The organism is Synechococcus sp. MU1642 (assembly GCF_020514115.1).
Taxonomy (GTDB): domain Bacteria; phylum Cyanobacteriota; class Cyanobacteriia; order PCC-6307; family Cyanobiaceae; genus Parasynechococcus.
This window is the reverse complement of the sequence record NZ_VTKZ01000012.1, coordinates 35,315-52,054: the sequence shown is the minus strand read 5'-3', so window position 1 is coordinate 52,054 and position 16,740 is coordinate 35,315. Positions and strand designations below refer to the sequence as shown.

At 60.6% G+C, this 16,740-nt stretch carries 18 protein-coding genes; 10 read left to right on the top strand and 8 right to left on the bottom strand.

Annotated elements, in window-relative coordinates; all coding sequences use genetic code 11:
- On the bottom strand, positions 1-271 hold a 271-nt coding region (locus tag FZZ85_RS10580; RefSeq protein WP_226414964.1), incomplete at its 3' end, for a single-stranded DNA-binding protein.
- A 29-nt stretch (positions 272-300) separates the two neighbouring features.
- Between FZZ85_RS10580 and FZZ85_RS10575 the strand changes: the two genes are divergently transcribed.
- Together FZZ85_RS10575 and cutA are read left to right on the top strand one after the other, a co-directional pair.
- On the top strand, positions 301-1,092 hold the full coding sequence (locus tag FZZ85_RS10575; RefSeq protein WP_226414982.1) for a precorrin-6A/cobalt-precorrin-6A reductase: 792 nt from the start codon (positions 301-303) through the stop codon (positions 1,090-1,092).
- Positions 1,085-1,429 (top strand): divalent-cation tolerance protein CutA, encoded by a 345-nt coding sequence (gene cutA / locus FZZ85_RS10570; protein ID WP_226414961.1) that lies wholly within the window; start codon positions 1,085-1,087, stop codon positions 1,427-1,429. Before FZZ85_RS10575 ends, cutA begins: the two co-directional genes overlap by 8 nt.
- Here the strand turns inward: cutA and FZZ85_RS10565 are convergent.
- The 4 genes from FZZ85_RS10565 to FZZ85_RS10550 form a co-directional block, all read right to left on the bottom strand.
- Positions 1,398-2,411 (bottom strand): adenosine kinase, encoded by a 1,014-nt coding sequence (locus tag FZZ85_RS10565; RefSeq protein WP_226414959.1) that lies wholly within the window; start codon positions 2,409-2,411, stop codon positions 1,398-1,400. The two genes, cutA and FZZ85_RS10565, sit on opposite strands and share 32 nt — an antisense overlap.
- Positions 2,412-2,452: 41 nt before the next feature.
- Positions 2,453-3,772 (bottom strand): adenylosuccinate synthase, encoded by a 1,320-nt coding sequence (locus tag FZZ85_RS10560; RefSeq protein ID WP_226414956.1) that lies wholly within the window; start codon positions 3,770-3,772, stop codon positions 2,453-2,455.
- Between the two features lie 85 nt (positions 3,773-3,857).
- Complete coding sequence (gene psb27, locus FZZ85_RS10555; protein ID WP_226414954.1) at positions 3,858-4,283, bottom strand: photosystem II protein Psb27; 426 nt, start codon at positions 4,281-4,283, stop codon at positions 3,858-3,860.
- A 24-nt stretch (positions 4,284-4,307) separates the two neighbouring features.
- Positions 4,308-6,089 (bottom strand): proline--tRNA ligase, encoded by a 1,782-nt coding sequence (locus tag FZZ85_RS10550; RefSeq protein WP_226414952.1) that lies wholly within the window; start codon positions 6,087-6,089, stop codon positions 4,308-4,310.
- A gap of 147 nt (positions 6,090-6,236) precedes the next feature.
- Here FZZ85_RS10550 and FZZ85_RS10545 point away from each other — a divergent pair, with 147 nt between their 5' ends.
- The 4 genes from FZZ85_RS10545 (at position 6,237) to FZZ85_RS10530 (ending at position 8,295) form a co-directional block, all read left to right on the top strand.
- Positions 6,237-6,701, top strand: a complete 465-nt coding sequence (locus FZZ85_RS10545; RefSeq protein ID WP_226414950.1) for a resolvase — start codon at positions 6,237-6,239, stop codon at positions 6,699-6,701.
- 289 nt (positions 6,702-6,990) lie between these two features.
- Positions 6,991-7,500, top strand: a complete 510-nt coding sequence (locus tag FZZ85_RS10540; protein ID WP_226414948.1) for an inorganic diphosphatase — start codon at positions 6,991-6,993, stop codon at positions 7,498-7,500.
- 69 nt (positions 7,501-7,569) lie between these two features.
- The gene (locus tag FZZ85_RS10535) at positions 7,570-7,929 is read left to right on the top strand and encodes a 2Fe-2S iron-sulfur cluster-binding protein (RefSeq protein ID WP_114987966.1); all 360 of its coding nucleotides are present in this window, start codon (positions 7,570-7,572) and stop codon (positions 7,927-7,929) included.
- A 3-nt stretch (positions 7,930-7,932) separates the two neighbouring features.
- A complete protein-coding gene (locus FZZ85_RS10530) occupies positions 7,933-8,295 on the top strand; it encodes a Spx/MgsR family RNA polymerase-binding regulatory protein (protein WP_226414946.1) in 363 nt (120 codons plus the stop codon).
- On the opposite strand, the gene FZZ85_RS10525 is transcribed toward FZZ85_RS10530, so the two are convergent.
- Positions 8,258-9,763, bottom strand: coding sequence for a hypothetical protein (locus tag FZZ85_RS10525; protein WP_226414944.1), 1,506 nt, complete (start codon positions 9,761-9,763; stop codon positions 8,258-8,260). The two genes, FZZ85_RS10530 and FZZ85_RS10525, sit on opposite strands and share 38 nt — an antisense overlap.
- A 78-nt stretch (positions 9,764-9,841) precedes the next feature.
- Here FZZ85_RS10525 and lepB point away from each other — a divergent pair, with 78 nt between their 5' ends.
- Entirely contained in the window at positions 9,842-10,507 is a 666-nt protein-coding gene (gene lepB, locus FZZ85_RS10520) for a signal peptidase I (RefSeq protein WP_226414980.1), read from the top strand.
- On the opposite strand, the gene FZZ85_RS10515 is transcribed toward lepB, so the two are convergent.
- Positions 10,497-11,762 (bottom strand): dihydroorotase, encoded by a 1,266-nt coding sequence (locus FZZ85_RS10515; RefSeq protein ID WP_226414942.1) that lies wholly within the window; start codon positions 11,760-11,762, stop codon positions 10,497-10,499. The two genes, lepB and FZZ85_RS10515, sit on opposite strands and share 11 nt — an antisense overlap.
- A gap of 4 nt (positions 11,763-11,766) precedes the next feature.
- Positions 11,767-13,095 (bottom strand): histidine phosphatase family protein, encoded by a 1,329-nt coding sequence (locus tag FZZ85_RS10510; protein ID WP_226414940.1) that lies wholly within the window; start codon positions 13,093-13,095, stop codon positions 11,767-11,769.
- A gap of 76 nt (positions 13,096-13,171) precedes the next feature.
- On the opposite strand from FZZ85_RS10510, the gene FZZ85_RS10505 reads away from it, so the two are divergent.
- The 3 genes from FZZ85_RS10505 to FZZ85_RS10495 are packed head-to-tail and all read left to right on the top strand — an operon-like array spanning position 13,172 to position 16,731.
- Positions 13,172-14,434, top strand: a complete 1,263-nt coding sequence (locus FZZ85_RS10505; RefSeq protein WP_226414938.1) for a CPBP family intramembrane glutamic endopeptidase — start codon at positions 13,172-13,174, stop codon at positions 14,432-14,434.
- Positions 14,435-14,437: 3 nt separating this feature from the next.
- Positions 14,438-14,926 (top strand): hypothetical protein, encoded by a 489-nt coding sequence (locus FZZ85_RS10500; RefSeq protein WP_226414936.1) that lies wholly within the window; start codon positions 14,438-14,440, stop codon positions 14,924-14,926.
- Entirely contained in the window at positions 14,926-16,731 is a 1,806-nt protein-coding gene (locus tag FZZ85_RS10495) for a penicillin-binding protein 2 (protein WP_226414934.1), read from the top strand. The genes FZZ85_RS10500 and FZZ85_RS10495 overlap by 1 nt, the downstream gene beginning before the upstream one ends.
- The last annotated feature ends 9 nt before the right edge of the window (positions 16,732-16,740 follow it).

The following is a 16,740-nucleotide window of genomic DNA, read 5'->3' as shown; positions in this document are numbered from 1 at the left end:
ATTCAGCCCGTTTTTCCTTCATGCCATCGCCCCGGGGCATGGTGTTCATCCGCAGCCGGCCTTCAATCAGCAGCCGCTGCCCGTTCTGCACACGGTTCTGCAGCTCCTGGGCCAGGTTGCCCCAGCCCACCACTTTCAATTCGCCTGGCGGATCACCCTCCCGAAGGGGATCAAAGCGCACGGCCATCTCCGCAATGGGAGTCTGGTTGTCCTGGGTATATCGAACCGTCGGTGCGTCGATCACCTCCACTTCGAGCACGCAATGGTTCATGGCTTGAACTGATGTCGGCGCACATCCTGATGCAAGGCCCCGCGAATGACCAGCGTCGTGTGCTGCTGCTGGCTGGAACCGGCGAAGGGCCGCGCTTGGTGCAGGAGCTCTACCGCCGCAATTGGCGTGTGAGCGTGAGTGTGGTGACTGCAACTGCAGCGAAGGCCTACGCGGGACTGCCACTCGAGCGGATCTCGATCGGTGCCCTGCAGGGCATTGTTGGAATGACGGCAGCTCTGCACCAGTCGGGCCCTTTCCGTTGGGTGGTGGATGCCACGCATCCCTTTGCGGTTCGGGTCAGCCATGACCTGGTCACGGCTTGTGCGGATCTCGGCCAACCGCTGCTGCGTTATGAGCGTCGCCTTGAACCGCTGGGAGCGGCTTCTCTGCTGGCTGATACCGAGGCATTGGCCGCCCAGTCGCTCAATGGCCAGCGTCTGCTGCTGGCCATTGGAGGTCGTCATCTTCCGGCCTTGACTGCTGCTGTGCGCCGCGCCGGAGCCATCCCCTATGGCCGTGCACTTCCGTCCCCCGATGGATTGCGCGCGGCCTTGCGAGCAGGGCTGCCCCCGGATCACCTGGCCGTGGTGCGCCCCCTGCAGGGGGAGGTGCCGGGGGCGATCGAGCGGTCTCTCTGCCGTCGCTGGGACATTGGGGTGGTGCTCTGCCGTCAGTCCGGTGGTGTGACGGAACAGCTCTGGCATCAACTCACCACGGAACTGGGGCTGAGCTTGCTGCTGTTGCGGCGTCCATCCCCCCCCGATGGGGTGGATTGTGTCGAGGATGTCATTGGCCTGGTGAATCGGCTTGATCGTGATTGAAGCGAGTGGGCTCGTGCTGGCCCTCACCACGGAAGCGAATGCTGAGCGGGCCCAACAGCTGGCTGAGGCCTTGCTAGAGCGCGATCTCGTGGCTTGTGTGTCCATCCATCCCGTTCAGTCGTTCTATCGCTGGGAGGGGACACTGCAGGCGTCCCATGAGGTCCAACTCTTGATGAAGACCTCCGCTCAGCATTTGGACGCCCTGCGCTCAGCCGTCTCAGAGCTGCACAGCTACGACACCCCCGAGTGGTTGTGCTGGCCGGTAATGGCATCACCGGCCTATGGGGCCTGGGCTATCGCTGAGCTCAGTTCAGATGCGTCTCCGCCAGCTGCTTGAGGCAGACCTGGGAGCGGGCCCCCAGTTGGGTCACGATCTGGCCGGCGCAGAGGGCTCCGAGCTCAGCACAGCGCTCGAGGGATTCGCCCTGGGTGAAGCCATGCAGGAATCCGCCGGCATAGAGGTCGCCTGCTCCCGTGGTGTCCACCAGGTCTCCCAGGCCGAAGATGCCGACATCCCAGCGCTGGTCTCCACTCAGTACAACGGATCCCTGGGCACCACGGGTGATCGCAATCACCGAGCAGCCGCCGCGCACTCGCTCGAGGGCTTGGTCGAAATCATCAGTTTCATAAAGCGACTGAATTTCGACGTCATTGGCGAACAGCACATCGACGTGGCCATTCACCAGTTCGAGAAAACTCGCTCTGTGCCGATCCACACAGAAGCCATCGGAGAGTGAAAGAGCTACCTTTCCGCCTGCTTCGCGGCAGGCTTCGGCGGCGGCGATAAAAGCCCGTTTGGCGGCAGGACTGTCCCAGAGGTAGCCCTCCAGGTAAAGCACCTTGGCCTGCTTGACCATGGAGAGGTCGAGATCCTCGGGCTCCAGTTGGGTGGAGGCCCCCAGGAACGTGCACATGGTCCGCTCGGCATCGGGCGTGACGTAAATCAGGCAGCGCGCTGTTGTGGTTCCACTGGTGGCTGCTGGGGTTTCAAAGCGTGCACCAACGGCCCGGATGTCGTGGCTGAAAATGCTGCCGAGCTGGTCGTCCCGAACACGGCCGATGAAACCAGCGCGACCGCCGAGCTGGGCGATGCCCACCATGGTGTTTGCAACCGAGCCACCGGAGGTCTCCAGGCCAGCGCCACTGGCCTTGTAGAGAGCCTCAGCCTGTTGTTCATCGATCAGCGCCATGCCCCCTTTCTGGAGGCCATGTTCAGCAATGAAATTGTCGTCCGTCTGCACCAGAACATCGACGATGGCGTTGCCGATGCCAACGACATCGAGGCTGCAGGCGCTGGGGAAACGGGTCTCTGATGACATCGGCGCTTGGAAAGCAGCCCCGAAGTATGAACCTCAGAGGCTCAGGCGCTCAACAAGGCCCGCTTGGGGCCATGGATCGGATCTTCGACAACGATGGTCTGATCACGGCTGGCCCCCAGGGAGACAATGGCGATCGGCACTTCCATCAAATCGGCGAGGAAGCGCAGGTAATCCATGGCTGGTATGGGGAGGTCCTCAAGGCTGCGGCATTCTTCGGTGGAGCACTGCCAGCCAGGCAGCGTTTCGAAGATGGGTTTGCACTGGGCGAAGTCATCGGCACTGCTCGGGAAGTGCTCGATTCGCTCGCCATTGAGTTCATAGGCCACACAGACCTGAATTTCGTCCAGTTCATCCAGAACATCCAGCTTGGTCACGGCCAGACAGTCCAAGCCGTTGACCTGCACGGCATAGCGACCGATCACGCCGTCAAACCACCCACAGCGACGTTGTCGGCCAGTGGTGGTGCCGAATTCACCACCGCGTTCCGTGAGCTGGTCATTAAGGCTTCCGCTTAGCTCGGTGGGGAAGGGGCCTTCACCCACGCGGGTGGTGTAAGCCTTGGCGACGCCGATGACACGGTCAATAAGGGTCGGGCCGACGCCTGCACCGATGCAGGCACCGCCGGAAACTGGATTGGAGGAAGTGACGTACGGGTAGGTGCCGTGGTCCAGGTCCAACAGCGTGCCCTGTGCACCTTCGAACAGGATGTTTTTGCGAGCTCGCGCTGCCTGATGAATCGTCTGGGTGCACTCCACCACGTGGGGTGCGAGGCGCTTGCCGTATTCCAGATATTCCTGGATGACGTCTTCGGCGTTCAGTGGAGCAACGCCGTAAATGGTTTGAAGAAGCTCGTTCTTCTCTTGAAGTGGGCCTTCAAGGCGTTCGCTCAGCCGCTGTTCGTCCAGCAGGTCGATGACGCGGATGCCACTGCGCTGCGACTTGTCGGCATAGGTGGGGCCGATTCCGCGGCCTGTGGTTCCGATCCGGCGTGCCCCCCGCTGCTTCTCCATCGCCTGATCTAGCAGGCGGTGATAGGGCATCGTCACGTGGGCCGTGGATGCCAATCGAAGCCCTGAAATATCAATGTCGTTGGCGATCAGCATGTCCAGCTCCCCAAGCATCACCTTGGGATCCACCACCGTGCCGGATCCGATCAGACAGATCGTGTCGGGATAGAGGATTCCAGAGGGAATCAGGTGCAGCTTGAGCACACGATCGTCAACAACAATCGTGTGGCCTGCATTCACACCACCCTGATACCGAACCACCACATCGGCGGAGCGGCTCAGGAGATCGGTGATCTTTCCTTTCCCCTCGTCACCCCACTGCGCTCCGATGACGACAACGTTGGCCAAGAACACGGCGGCCCGAAGCCGCAGATCTGCACAATCCGCGAGTATCTCAGATCTCGGGTGGCCCCGTCAAAGCTGAGATTGTCTTGAGGGCTCAGCTGCCCCGGACCACTGATTTCTCAGCCTTGTTGAGTTCCTTGGCGATGCGGTCATGCAGCGCTTCAGGCAGGGGGCGATTGGCGTAGGAGGCGTAATGCCCAGCCAAAGAATTCAGCGCTGTTTGCATAGTTGTGAAGGAGCTGAGTCCGTTCACACGGGGTTGGGGCCGATAACGGGACATGTAGTCGTTGATCAATATCCGAGCGTCGGCTTCAGCTGCGGCGTGGGTCGGATCGTCCTGAGGCAGGTCGATCACCGTTAGCAAGGTGCGGGAGACCGCCACGGTGTCTTCTACGTAGTCGCCGCTGAGACGAGCTTCAGCATCCCCACTGCAGGCCGTCAGGAGAAGGCACAACCCCAGGCCAAGGGCTACGGCAGCCCGGCTGAGGGGGCGAAGCAGGCGTGTCAGTGCGGAGAGCATGAAACCCTTCAATGTTGAATAACTTTAGGGGTGGAGTGCCTTGATCAGGTAGGTCACAGCCTCAGTATGGGGGAGTTCCTGCACCTCGCGGCTGCTGCGGCACACCAGTTCAACGGTTCCCTCGCTCGCGTCGCGTCCCACCACGATCCGCCAAGGGATGCCGATCAGATCTGCGTCTTTGAACTTGACGCCGGCGCGTTCTTTGCGGTCGTCGATGAGCACATCGACTCCGGCAGCCTGAAGCTGCGTATAGAGAGCTTCACCAAGCTGGGCCTGGGTCTCGTCCTGAACGTTCGCAACAACGACGATGGCTTCAAAGGGGGCAATGGCGGTCGGCCAACAGATGCCGCTGTCGTCGTGGTGCTGTTCGACGGCAGCCTGCGCCAGCCTGGAAACGCCGATTCCGTAGCAACCCATCCAGAACGGTTCGGTCTTGCCATTCTCGTTGGTGAAACGGCTCTCCATGGCCTCGGAATATTTCCGGCCCAACTGAAAAATGTGGCCAACTTCGATGCCCCTTTTTTCCGTCAGCCGTGATTCGGGGTTGTGTGTGCAGACGTCGCCTGCCCGTGCATTGCGCAGATCCAGGCTGACCGGCTTCTGCCCGATGGCGGCCCAGCTGGTGTTGAAACGGTGCAGATCGGGCCTGTTGGCACCACAGATGAAGTTGCCGAGTTCGCTGGCGGTTTCGTCCCCCAGACGCAGGAATGTTGGCTCCCAGGTCTTGGCTCCTTGCAGGACGTCATCGGAGAGGTCGGGGCCGATCGAACCAAAGGGGATCAGATCAATCTGCTGACGGTTGTTGTCGTCTGGTGTGATCGGGCGGCAATCGAGAACACCCTTGTTCAGGATTTGGCTGACGGCGTTCACAACCTTGGTCGGGTTGAGCTCTTGGTCACCACGGAGGCTCACCAGCAGGGGTTGGAGGGTGTCATCGTCCAGCTTCGCTATGAACAGCAGCACCTTCACCACTTGGCTCGGATCCCAGCCTTTGGCGTCGCAAAGGCTCTCGATGCTGCCCAAACCAGGGGTTGGAATCGATTCTTCTGGGCCATAGGGGAGAGGAGATGCGGCCGATGGGATCGAAACAGCCTTTTCTTGATTGGCGGCGTATTGGCCGTCATCGCTGATCAGGATCAGGTCTTCCCCGGCATCCGCTGTCACCATGAACTCCTGGGAGGCGGCGCCGCCGATCGCTCCGCTATCGGCATCGACAGGGACGGCATCCAGACCACAACGTTCAAAGATGCGGCGGTAGGCCTGATCCATGTCGCCGTAGGTATCGCGAAGATCCGCTTCGCTGGCATGGAAGGAGTAGGCGTCCTTCATGATGAATTCGCGGCCTCGCATGAGGCCAAAGCGGGGTCGGATCTCGTCGCGAAATTTGGTCTGGATCTGGTACAGGTTCACCGGGAGCTGCCGGTATGACCTCAGCAGCTCACCCGCCAGGCTGGTGATCACTTCTTCATGAGTTGGGCCAAGCCCCAGCTCTCTGCCTTGTCGGTCTTCGAGGTGGAACATGATGCCCTCTCCAGCGGTGTAGCCCTGCCAACGGCCACTTTTTTGCCAGAGCTCAGCAGGATGCAGCTGCGGCAGCAGGGTTTCTTGGGCGCCAGCGCGGTTCATCTCCTCACGCACCACGGTGGTGATCTTCTGAAGCACCCTCCACATCAAGGGGAGGTAGGCGTAGATCCCTGATCCAACGCGACGGATAAAGCCAGCCCTGAGAAGCAACTGATGCGAGGTGATCTCCGCTTCGGCGGGAACATCCCGAAGCGTCACCAGCAACAGGCGGGAGACGCGCATCAATCACAAGAAAATGAGATTTGGAAGTTATCACCGCTTCGGAGGCATGCCGATTGCGGAAGTGTCTGTTTTGCTGGAATTCCACTCTGCGCCCTGAGTCTCGGCTGCTACCGTCCAGCTCAATCCAGACTGTCCTAGGCCCGTCTCATGTTTCCTCGGTCCGTTGAATCTGTGTCATCAAGCGTTCAACAAGTAGCCGAGCTTTCCATTGATCCAGTCCAGGCGTCTGCTCAGGCTGAGGCCCTGGTCGGAATCGACGACGTTCAGAAATCCCTGAACCGCTCCCGTGCCTCGGTTTACCGGTACACAAATACAGATTCTCGCAACCTCAATCCTCCCTTTAACCCCCGCAAGCTGAATCCGGAGTACCGCAGCGATCAGAAAGATCCGCTGATGTTCCACCCCAACGAGGTGGCGCGCTTCGCCAAAGATGTTCTACGCATCAAGGAAGTCACCGTGGAGGTGCTGAACTCCCCCTCAACGGCGACGCAGCAAATTTTGGGATCGATCCTTGAGGAGCTCCGACTGATCCGAAGCCAACTCGAGGCGACTGGAAAATCACCTTCTGACCTGAGCGCACGTCTTGACCAGCAAGGCCGGCCCGCCGCTTAATGATTGGTGCGTCCTGCTTTTGGCAGTGACAGAATGAGTTGACCAACGTTTTGATCGGAAGAGGGGGCTTTTGCAGCTCCCCGTTTTATGGCCTCAGATGTTTCCCACCCGTCTCACGATGACGCCATCGCGTCGTCTGAGGCGGATGAGCCGTTTAGTCGTCGCGCCTCGTTGACGGCCATAAAAGGATTGCTGATTGCTGTTGTCAGTTTCAGTGCTCCTCTTGTGGCTGTGATCACGGATCGAACGTTCCCTTCTCCTCAACTGATCCCCATCGCCTCGGATCGGCATGGATCTCCATCAGCTCCCCCCGTCACCTTCGCCAGGTTTGGTGAATCTCATCGTGGAGATTCCGGCAGGAAGCAGGAATAAATACGAGTACTCCGCCGAAGCTGGCGTGATGGTCCTCGACCGGGTGATGCACTCTTCGGTGCGTTACCCCTTCGACTACGGCTTTATCCCCAACACGCTGGCGGAGGATGGTTCTCCCCTCGACGCGATGGTGATTATGGCTGAACCCACCTTCGCGGGTTGCCTGATCAAGGCTCGCCCCATAGGTGTGTTGGATCTCCATGATCGGGGTGCTTACGACGGGAAGATCCTTTGTGTTCCCGATGCAGACCCCCGTCAGGATGAGATTCGCAGCATTCGCCAGATCGCGGCATCCCAGCTCGAGGAGGTTGCTGAATTCTTCAGGACCTACCGCACGCTTCAGGGTGGAGTTGTGACGATTGACGGGTGGCGCGGCCTTGATGCGGTTCAGCCGTTACTTGATTCCTGCATGAATGCAGCCAATTGATCTCAGGGAAGAGCCCCTTGTTAAGGCCGGATGCTTGTAAGTTGGTGCGCATTGAGATTTGCGGAAACCGTGCCCACCATCCGATTCGAGCAGGAAGGCCAGCAGGTTGGCTGCATCGAGGGCGCGAATCTGCGTAAAGCTGCACTCGATGCAGGCGTCAATCCCTACAAGAGTCTCAACAACCTCAACAACTGCAGTGGCGTTGGTCAGTGCGGCACATGTGTGATGGAGGTGGTTGAAGGACAGGCCAACTTGTCCCCCCGCAGCGACGTCGAGGAGGTCTATCTGGCTGACCGTCCTGCGAACTTCCGTCTGAGCTGCCGCACCACAGTGTTTGGTGATGTCACAGTTCGTACCCGTCCGGCTGAAGGTGTGGGCCGAGGCTCCAACAGCCTAGTTGGTGCTATCAAATCCCTGTTCGGCCGCTGAGTCTTGGCCGGAACCCTCCAGGTCTACAGCTACAACCGCTGCAGCACCTGTCGAAAGGCATTGGCCTGGCTTACCGAGCGAGGCATCGCCCATGAGGTTTACGACATCACCCTGACTCCACCGTCAAAGGCCAAGCTGGCGGCCGCTCACCAATCCCTCGGTGACAGGAAGCTGTTGTTCAACACCAGTGGGCAGAGTTATCGCGCCATTGGCGCGGCAACAGTGAAGGCTCTTACTGATGACCAGGCGATGGATGCCTTGTCTGCAGATGGCAAATTGATCAAACGACCTTTCGTGGAAGTGAATAGCTCCACGTATCTGACCGGCTTCAAGCCTGATCTTTGGGCTTCGGCACTCCAGGGCTGAAGTTCAAGCCATCCAATTCGCTGATCAGGGCGTCCACATCGCCTTGGTCGCGTATCTGCCTGAAGCTCGAACGTTTGATCTCTTCCAGTAGGGCGACCAGAAGATCCTGGCTGCGGCTCAGTACAGGACCCTGCTCAAGGGTGTGGGCCAGTTCCTCCCAGAGTCGATCCAAGGTCTCGGATCCAAGGGACTCCAGAACAGGGTCACGCTGACCGATGCGGTTTCCGGCTCCCTTGGATAGGTCGAGCACTGAGGTCACCATGCTTTCGGCCAACTGGCGGCTGAATTCTGATTCGGCGTTTTGCAGTCCAGGAAGCCGCCGCAAGGCATCCGGCACGATGTTCTGGTCCAAGCTCTGCTGCACTAGATGGCTGATCACGGCTTGCAGTTGCGGTCGCATGGCCGGGCCAATGCGAGTCAGCAGCAGGGGAAGCCACAACCGCAGCAGCTCGATTACCTCCCGCTCATCGTTCAGATCACTGCTTTGGTAGCTGCAGAGTCCGCGAACCCTCTCCGGCAGCTGTGGTGATCGGATCAATTGCTGCAGAGCATCGACCACCCTGATGGCGATCACTTCAAACAGCTCCACCGCCAACAGGGCCACCACGCCGCGGCTGATCACGGCACGAAGCGGTTCGAGTTGCAGTAAGCCGGCTCTGCAAAGCCGCTCTGTGACCGGAATCACCCTTAGCCAGCGCGCAAACGGCAGCAGCAGGGGCAAATCGATCCAGCGGCGTAACAGTGCGTCGCGCCAGCGGATCGCCGGGTAGCGCTGTTTCAGGCGCCAGCCGCGCAGAAGAATGTCGAGCAGAAACAGCAGTTGAAAAGGCGTGTCGATGCGCCAGCTCAAATCGCTGGGGCGGCCGTTTTCATCGATGCTTCGCCAGTAGTTGCTTTCCACCAGTGGCAGGATCTTCTGGTTCCAGAACTGACGCTCCTGGCTCCAGGGGAAGCTTTCCAGATGCTCGGGGCTTAGGAGCAGGTTGGCGGAGTCACGGGCTGATTCCAGGCCGGTGCGGGCGCGGAGTCGGTTCTTAAATTTTTCAAGCGCGCCGGCTTGGCCTGAACTGATGAACGGGTTGCTGTCCATCAGCGTTGTAGTAAGCGCCGCCTGCTGCTTCAGCAGATCCGTGCTTTCAGCAGTGCTCGAGCCGTTCTGCTGCAGTGCCCGATCCAGAGCCGTGTAAGCCTCGAGGTAAGCCTTGGTGTCGCGATGGGGTTCGATGCCCTTGAGGGGGTCCAGCAATGGGGTGATGTCTGGCAGCCAGGGCAGGGGAACCACGAGGGGAAGCGATGGCACTGGATAAAGATTGCGTTGCAGCCAGAAGTTCCGCAGGGGGATGTAAGTGAGGTCAATGGCGACCCAGGTGAAATTGACTGCAGCGATGACAGCAATGGCCTGGTCCCACCGGCGCCAGCTGAGCAGGCCGTGTTGGGGCTTGAGTGCTTGCCAGCGTGGACGGATCATGGGGCCTGCAGGTTCCCCCTATCGTGAGTCGAAAGATTGAGCCTGCCCACATTGAACGCGGAGAGAGGGCCTTCCGATGTGAAGGGCAGAGTGAGCGCGATATGGGAGTTCTGGGCTCCATTTGTGTTCACGGTTTCTCTTTATTTGCTGCTTCGGCAGTTCGCTTTTGAAGCCCGCTACATCCCTTCGGGGTCGATGCTGCCGGGTCTTCAGGTCGGCGACAAGTTGATCGTTGAGAAGCTGTCGTACCGCTCAAGACCTCCTCAGCGGGGAGAGATCGTTGTGTTCAATTCTCCCAGTGCCTTCGATCCCGTTTGGAAGTTGGAGGCGGGGCAACCCAATCCACTCAAGTGCGGCTTGGTCACCTTCCCGGGCATCAGCTGGGTTGTGGATCGTGTGCTGTTGCAGCGCTATCCCGAATGTGAGGCTTGGATCAAACGGGTGGTGGGTGTCCCTGGTGATGTCGTGGAGGTCAACAGCCGTGGTGCTGTCAGCATTAACGGCACGGCCTTCAAAGAGCCTTACGTCACAAACTTCTGCTCCGATCGCGACGGAATGATCGGCTGCAAGGGTCTGTATGCCGTTGTTCCCGAAGACAACGTTGTTGTGCTGGGCGACAACCGCCGTAACAGCCAGGATGCCCGTCGCTGGCCAGGCGGCCCGTTTTTGCCTGACGATCAGATCATTGGGCGTGCCGTTTTCCGCTTCTGGCCTCCTTCGCGCATCGGATCGCTCAGCAACTGAGGCCACAGGCCACAACCCGTCCTTGAAGCTCCCGGCCTAGCCAAGGGATGTTGGCAGCACGCGGTGCTCCAGGGGTGTTGCTGCTGATGGTCCAGCTTTGATCGGGATCGAACAGCAGCCAGCGCCGGCTGCCCTGCTCAAGCTGTTCAGGGGGCTGGTCGATCAGCGCCGACGGCCCAAAGCTGAGGGCCTGCCAAAGATCTTCCACGGTCCAGCGTCCAGGCCGCACCAGGGCATTCCACAGTGCAGGAAGCACCACATGGTGGCCGCTGAGGCCTGCAGGGCGCTGGTCACCTGGCAACAGCATGTCCTCGGCATCCAGAGGCACAGCGTGGACAGCCACGGCAGTAATCGTTCGCCGATAGACAGCCTGGATCAACTGCTGGCGATCGTCTGGTCCACCCAGGGATGGGCAAACACGCCAGCCCGGGTTGCTGCTGGCCAGCATGCTGCGGTCGGTTAGAAGATGCCACCAGCTCACGCTGCTCAAGGGGGGGGAATCGCAGCCTGAAAGTTGTTGCACCGCCGCTGCCGTGGAGAGGTTCATCAGCCGCAGTTGTCGTTCCGGATGGCGTTGATGCAGCAGCAGTAACTGGCTGAGGGGAAAGGTCTCGCTGGTGATCGGATCCGCTGGCCACCCGGCCCGCAGCGTCTCCACCCCTTCCCGCACCAGACCCTCCCCTTGCAGATCGGGATTCCGGGGTGCCACGAGCACCGGGCATCCCCCCATCTCTCCGAGCAACAGTCCCCGTTCCAGCAACGGGGTTGGAACCATGGCGTCATCGTCCGCCAGTCCGATGGCACCATGTTCGAGAAGATCGCCATGGGGAGCAAGTTCATCGGCCTTGCCGCCGCGGCTGAAGCCTCCCCAAAGGTGCAGGCGAACCGTTGCCGTCTGATCCTGATCGAGGCTGAAACCCTGTAGCCGCTCAGGACAATCGCGCCAGCTGCTGCTGCGGGGAAGCAGGGCAATCTGGCCGTAGCCCGCTTCGGCGGCACAGTGCCGCAGGCTCACGGCTGTTTCTTGATCTCCACTGAAGGGGGTCTCAAGGATGGAATGGGGATCCACCAGGCAGGGGGCGACTAGTTGATCCGGTGCTGGACTGGCTTTGATGCCCAGGTCGAGGGCCTGCTGCCGGGCCTGGTCGTCAAAGCCGACGAGCACCCCTTGGTGGATCAGGACTGCACCTCGCTGAACCGAATGTCCGGGGCCACGCAGGACGCGCACCGGATCCAGCAGCAAGGTGTCGTTCATGACGTCAGAGAGCGCCTGCTGCCGTTTGGTCAATCACGCTTCCGAAATGGGAGGTGAGGTTGAGGCAGCTCACTACTGCAGGCTGGCCTGGATCGGCGGCAATGTCGACCACCGTGACGCCACCGTTGCCCTGTTTGACGGCCCAGATATCTGCTGGGGTCAGCCCTAACAGATCGCAGAGGATCGTTTTGTTGACGGCGTCGTGGGCCACCACCAGCACCGTTGCCTCAGGCTTCAGCTCGCCAGCGATCTCTCCCCAGCTCCGGACGGAACGGGCCCACACGTCCTGGATGGTTTCCCCCTCAGGCATCTGCACGGTTTCCGGAGCACGTTTCCAGGTGTCCAGCAGCTCCGACCAGCCATCTCTGATCTCGGATTCGAGCTTGCCTTCCCAGAGACCGTGTCCGATCTCCACCAGTCCGTCGATCTGAGTCAGGGGTACATCCCTATGTGCCTCGAGAATGATCTGGGCCGTTTCGGTTGGGCGCGACAGCGTGCTGCTCCAGGCCCGATCGATGGGGATGTCTTTGAGAAAATCGCGGGCGGCCGCGGCTTGACGGCGACCGTTCTCATTGAGCGGAATATCGATCTGCCCCTGGAAGCGCCCGGCTTTGTTCCAATCGGTTTCGCCGTGTCGCACCAAAATCAGCCTGGCGTTTTTGTCCTTCTCCGGCAGTGGTTGCAGATGCGTGGTGCTGTTCAAGCATTCGATCTGCACCTGGGGGCCGTTCTCTCCCGGCCGGAGGTTGAAGATGGAAAGGGAGGTGTTGTCGACGCGGAGACGCCGGAAGCCTTGGTCGGGTTCCCCCAGCAACACCAGCATCAGGCAGCGCAGGATGGCGTTGTGGGCCACCACCAGCACCGTGTCGTTGCCGTTGGCGTGATGGCGCTCCAACAGGTTGCTGATGAAGCCCCGCGCCTGTTCCATCAGTTCAGGAAGTGGCTTGTAGCTCGAACCATCACGACGCTGGAGCTCCAGCTCCATGGGCCGCTGCTTCCAGATTTTGTAGGCCTCCGTTGAGCCTTGCGTCAGCTCGTCGATGGTCTGGCCGGACCAGGGCTCCAGATCCACTTCCAGCAGTCCATCGTCAAAGACGGGACCCGGTGTCCGCCCGCCTTTGGCCTCCAGCAGGCTCGCAGTGGTTGCGGCCGCCCTCTGTAAGGGAGAGCTGTAGATGGCCTGGATGCTCACGTCCTGGAGCGAGCGGCCTAGGGCCCTGGCCTGCTCATGCCCCTCCTCGCTGAGGTTCGAGAGATCATCGCGGCCCTGGATGCGCCGTTCCTTGTTGAAACTGCTGAGCCCGTGGCGGACCAGAAGAAGTCGAAGGGGCACGGTGCAGCGTCAAGGCGCGGCCATCGTATGGAAGCGGCCTTTCGGGGGGACAATCGTGGGCAGTTGATGCCCGCTGGTGCCCAGTTCCCCACAACCGGTTTCCCCGCGCTGGAAGGGACTTCTGGCGGCCTTGTCCCTCGCTTTGGCTTGTTTTATTTGGTTGTCGGGCTTGATTGACAGCCTTTCGCGACCTTCGGTGGCACCGGCCCTGAGCCTTCAGCAGCAGGAGCTGACGCTTCTTGCTGAATCAGCAGTGCCGCCCCCGTTGCGGGACGCCCTCCTGGGGGAGTCGCCACGGGATGCGCTGCTTAAGGCCCTGGTGGGAATCAGCCCAGAGCAGCGAAACGAGCGGCAACAACAGATGCTTTTGTTGTTGCAGGGCCAAGGTTCCGCATCAGCGGACCTTGCACGCGACGCCGACGATCTTTTGCTCCAGCAGTTGCATTGCGAAGAGGGCGTCTCTGATCCGACGCTCTGTATCGATGCTGCAGCCGCGGGGAAAGCGGCGTTCCGTTTGGCCCTCAGCACGATGCTGCCCCTGGTGACGGCCCTGCTGGGTGGCCTCCTGCTGCTTGGTCAGGCCTGGCGTTTGCTGCGAGGCCGGCTGATGGCCTGGCCCGATGTTCAGGGGCCGGAGCTGACCCTGGTCGACATGGCGCTTCTGGTGGCAGGTGGCTTCGTGGTAATCAGTGCTGTTGGCGTTCCGCTGTTGGCGTTCCCGCTGGTGGGTGCACTGACGGCGGGGCTTGGCAGTCCTCGTCGTGAAGCCGTCAGCGTGGTGATCAACTACGCCATGATGGCCTTGCCGAGTCTGCTGATCCTTTGGCGGCAAGTGCGTTCGCTACCCAAGGAGAGGGCACCGCTGGGCGGATGGATGCAGTGGCGCTTGCGTCCGCTGCTCTCAGCTCTGCGCGATGCGCTGGCGGGCTGGTTGATGGTGACACCGGTGGTGATGCTCACGGGGTGGTTGCTCGTGCGCCTGGTGGGGGATCCCGGGGGCAGCAATCCGCTGTTGGAGTTGGTGCTGGGCAGCCGTGACCCGCTTGCCCTGGCCTTGCTTGCTCTCACTGCGGTTGTGCTGGCGCCGCTGTTTGAAGAGACGATTTTCCGCGGTGCCTTGCTGCCGGTATTGGCGACCCGGCTCGGTCCCCTCCCGGGGGTCCTGCTAAGTGGCCTTTTGTTTGCCATGGCCCACATCAGTGTTGGCGAGTTGGCGCCGCTCATGGTTTTGGGGGTTGGGCTTGGTTTGGTGCGGCTGCGCAGCGGACGCCTGTGGCCCTCGGTGCTGATGCATGGGCTGTGGAACGCCGTGACGTTCCTGAACCTGCTGCTGCTCTGAGCCTTGCCCCGCCTTTCTGCAGGTGGTTCACTGGCCTATTCGCCTGTGATCCCGGTGGTTGCCGCTCCGGAACAGCGTGCATCGACCACGGCTTTCGAGCTGATTCAAGGGTCACTGTCCTCCGGACGTATTGCACGACGCTCCCCTCTCCTTGGGGGACTCCATCGCCTGATGGATGGCACGCTGCTGGGTTTGATTGCGGCGGTTGCGGTTCTGGCTGGTCTCACGCTGCACTGGCAGCATCGCTGGACCGTTGCCTTCCACCTGCTTGAGGCAACACGCACCCAGGCACACCGCTTGACGGAATCAACCGCTGTGCTGGAACAGCATCTTTTGCAGCGTTCTCAGCAGCCCAACCGCCTGGTGCCAACGCAAGTGGCCAATCTGGTGCATCTCGATCCCCCCGATTTGGGCTCTCTGCAAGCGTCCGCTTCCTCTCCAATGGCATCGCTTCAGGCCCTCGGGAGTCAGCCCATTCGGGCGGGGTACTGATGACGCGGTTGTCAGGGCATCGACCCATCCGTTCGCGGCGATCCCGCGCGCGGGTCGTTCCTCTGACCCAGGTTCCGCCCAAGCGGCTTTGGATCATTTTTTGGATCCTGGCGGCAGGCCTGCTGGGGTTGGTGGGTCGCATGGCCTGGCTGCAGTTGGTGCAAGCCCCAGATCTGGAGCAGCGTGCCCGTCAGCTGCAAACGCAGCGCACCCAACCCTTGGGGCAACGGCGTCCGATTGTCGATCGCACCGGCCGCCTGGTCGCGATGGATGAAAAGCGGTTTCGGCTCTGGGCCCATCCCCGCTACTTCAACATGCCGGGAGATGCCCCAAATCTCGTTCGTCCTGCCGAAGATGTGGCGGAGGTGTTGGCCGATCCCTTGGCTCGTTCCCTGCCTGAGCTACTGATGGCCATGGGGACCCAGGCCTCGGGGATCAAATTGGCTGAGGAGCTGGATCCGGAGACGGCCGATCGCATCCGTGCCCTTGGAATCAGCGGCCTGGATCTGGAGGCCTACCCCCAGCGGGTGTATCCCCAGGCGTCGTTGTTCGCCAACGTGGTGGGCTTTCTCAATGCGGAGCGGCAACCTCAAGCAGGTCTTGAACAGAGCCGTGATGGTGATCTGGCTCGCCATGAGCAAACCCGATACCTCCGCCGCGGCGCTGACGGCACGCCGTTGCCGGCCAACCTCGCCCCGGGAGCCTTCTATGGCGATGATTTGCGCCTGCAGCTGACGCTGGATTCGAGACTCCAGCAGGTGGCACTCAAAGCTCTTGCTGAGCAGGTTGCCAAGTGGAAAGCCCAGAAGGGTGCCGCGATCGTGATGGATGCCACCAATGGTGAGCTGTTGGTGCTGGCATCGACACCCACCTATGACCCCAACCGCTACTGGGATTTCCCCACTGGGCGGTTTCGGGAATGGTCCGTTCAGGATCTCTATGAACCGGGTTCGACGTTCAAGCCGATCAATCTGGCTCTGGCACTTCAGGACGGTGCCATTCAAGCGACGGATCGGGTGAATGACGTGGGCAAGCTGATGATCGGTGGTTGGCCGATCAACAACCACGACAAAAAAGCCCATGGTTTGGTGGATTTCGCCACCGTGTTGCAGGTGTCCAGCAACGTCGGCATGGTCCAAGCCATGCGCCGTCTTGACAACGATGCCTACTGGAACTGGATGGAGCGTCTTGGCATCAATCAGCGTCCCGACACCGACCTACCTGGAGCGGTGGCCGGACAGCTCAAGAGCAAGAAGCAGTTCACCAGTCAGCCGATCGAGCCGGCGACGACGGCCTTCGGTCAGGGGTTTTCGCTGACGCCGCTCAAGCTGGTGCAGCTTCACGGGATGCTGGCCAACGGTGGCAAATTGATCAGTCCCCACATCACCCGTGGCTTCCGCTCGGGTGATGCCTTGGCACCTGCGGCGGCACCCAGTGGTCAGCAGTTGCTGAATTCGGAGGTCACGCGCACGGTGCTCCAGTGGATGGAATCTGTGGTGGATCAGGGCAGTGGGAAGGGTGTGAAAACGCCCGGCTACCGAATTGGTGGTAAAACTGGAACGGCGCAGAAAGCCCTGAATGGGATCTATCTTCCAGGAGCCAAGATCTGCAGCTTTGTAGCGACCTTGCCGATTGAGGATCCCCGTTACGTGGTTTTTGTGGTGGTGGATGAGCCCCAAGGTGAACACGCCTATGGCTCCACCGTGGCCGTTCCTGTCGCCAAGCAGATCATTGATGCCTTGCTGGTTGTGGAGCGCATTGCTCCCTCAAAACCTGCTGAATTGAACAAGCTTTTGAATAGCTGACGCATCAAA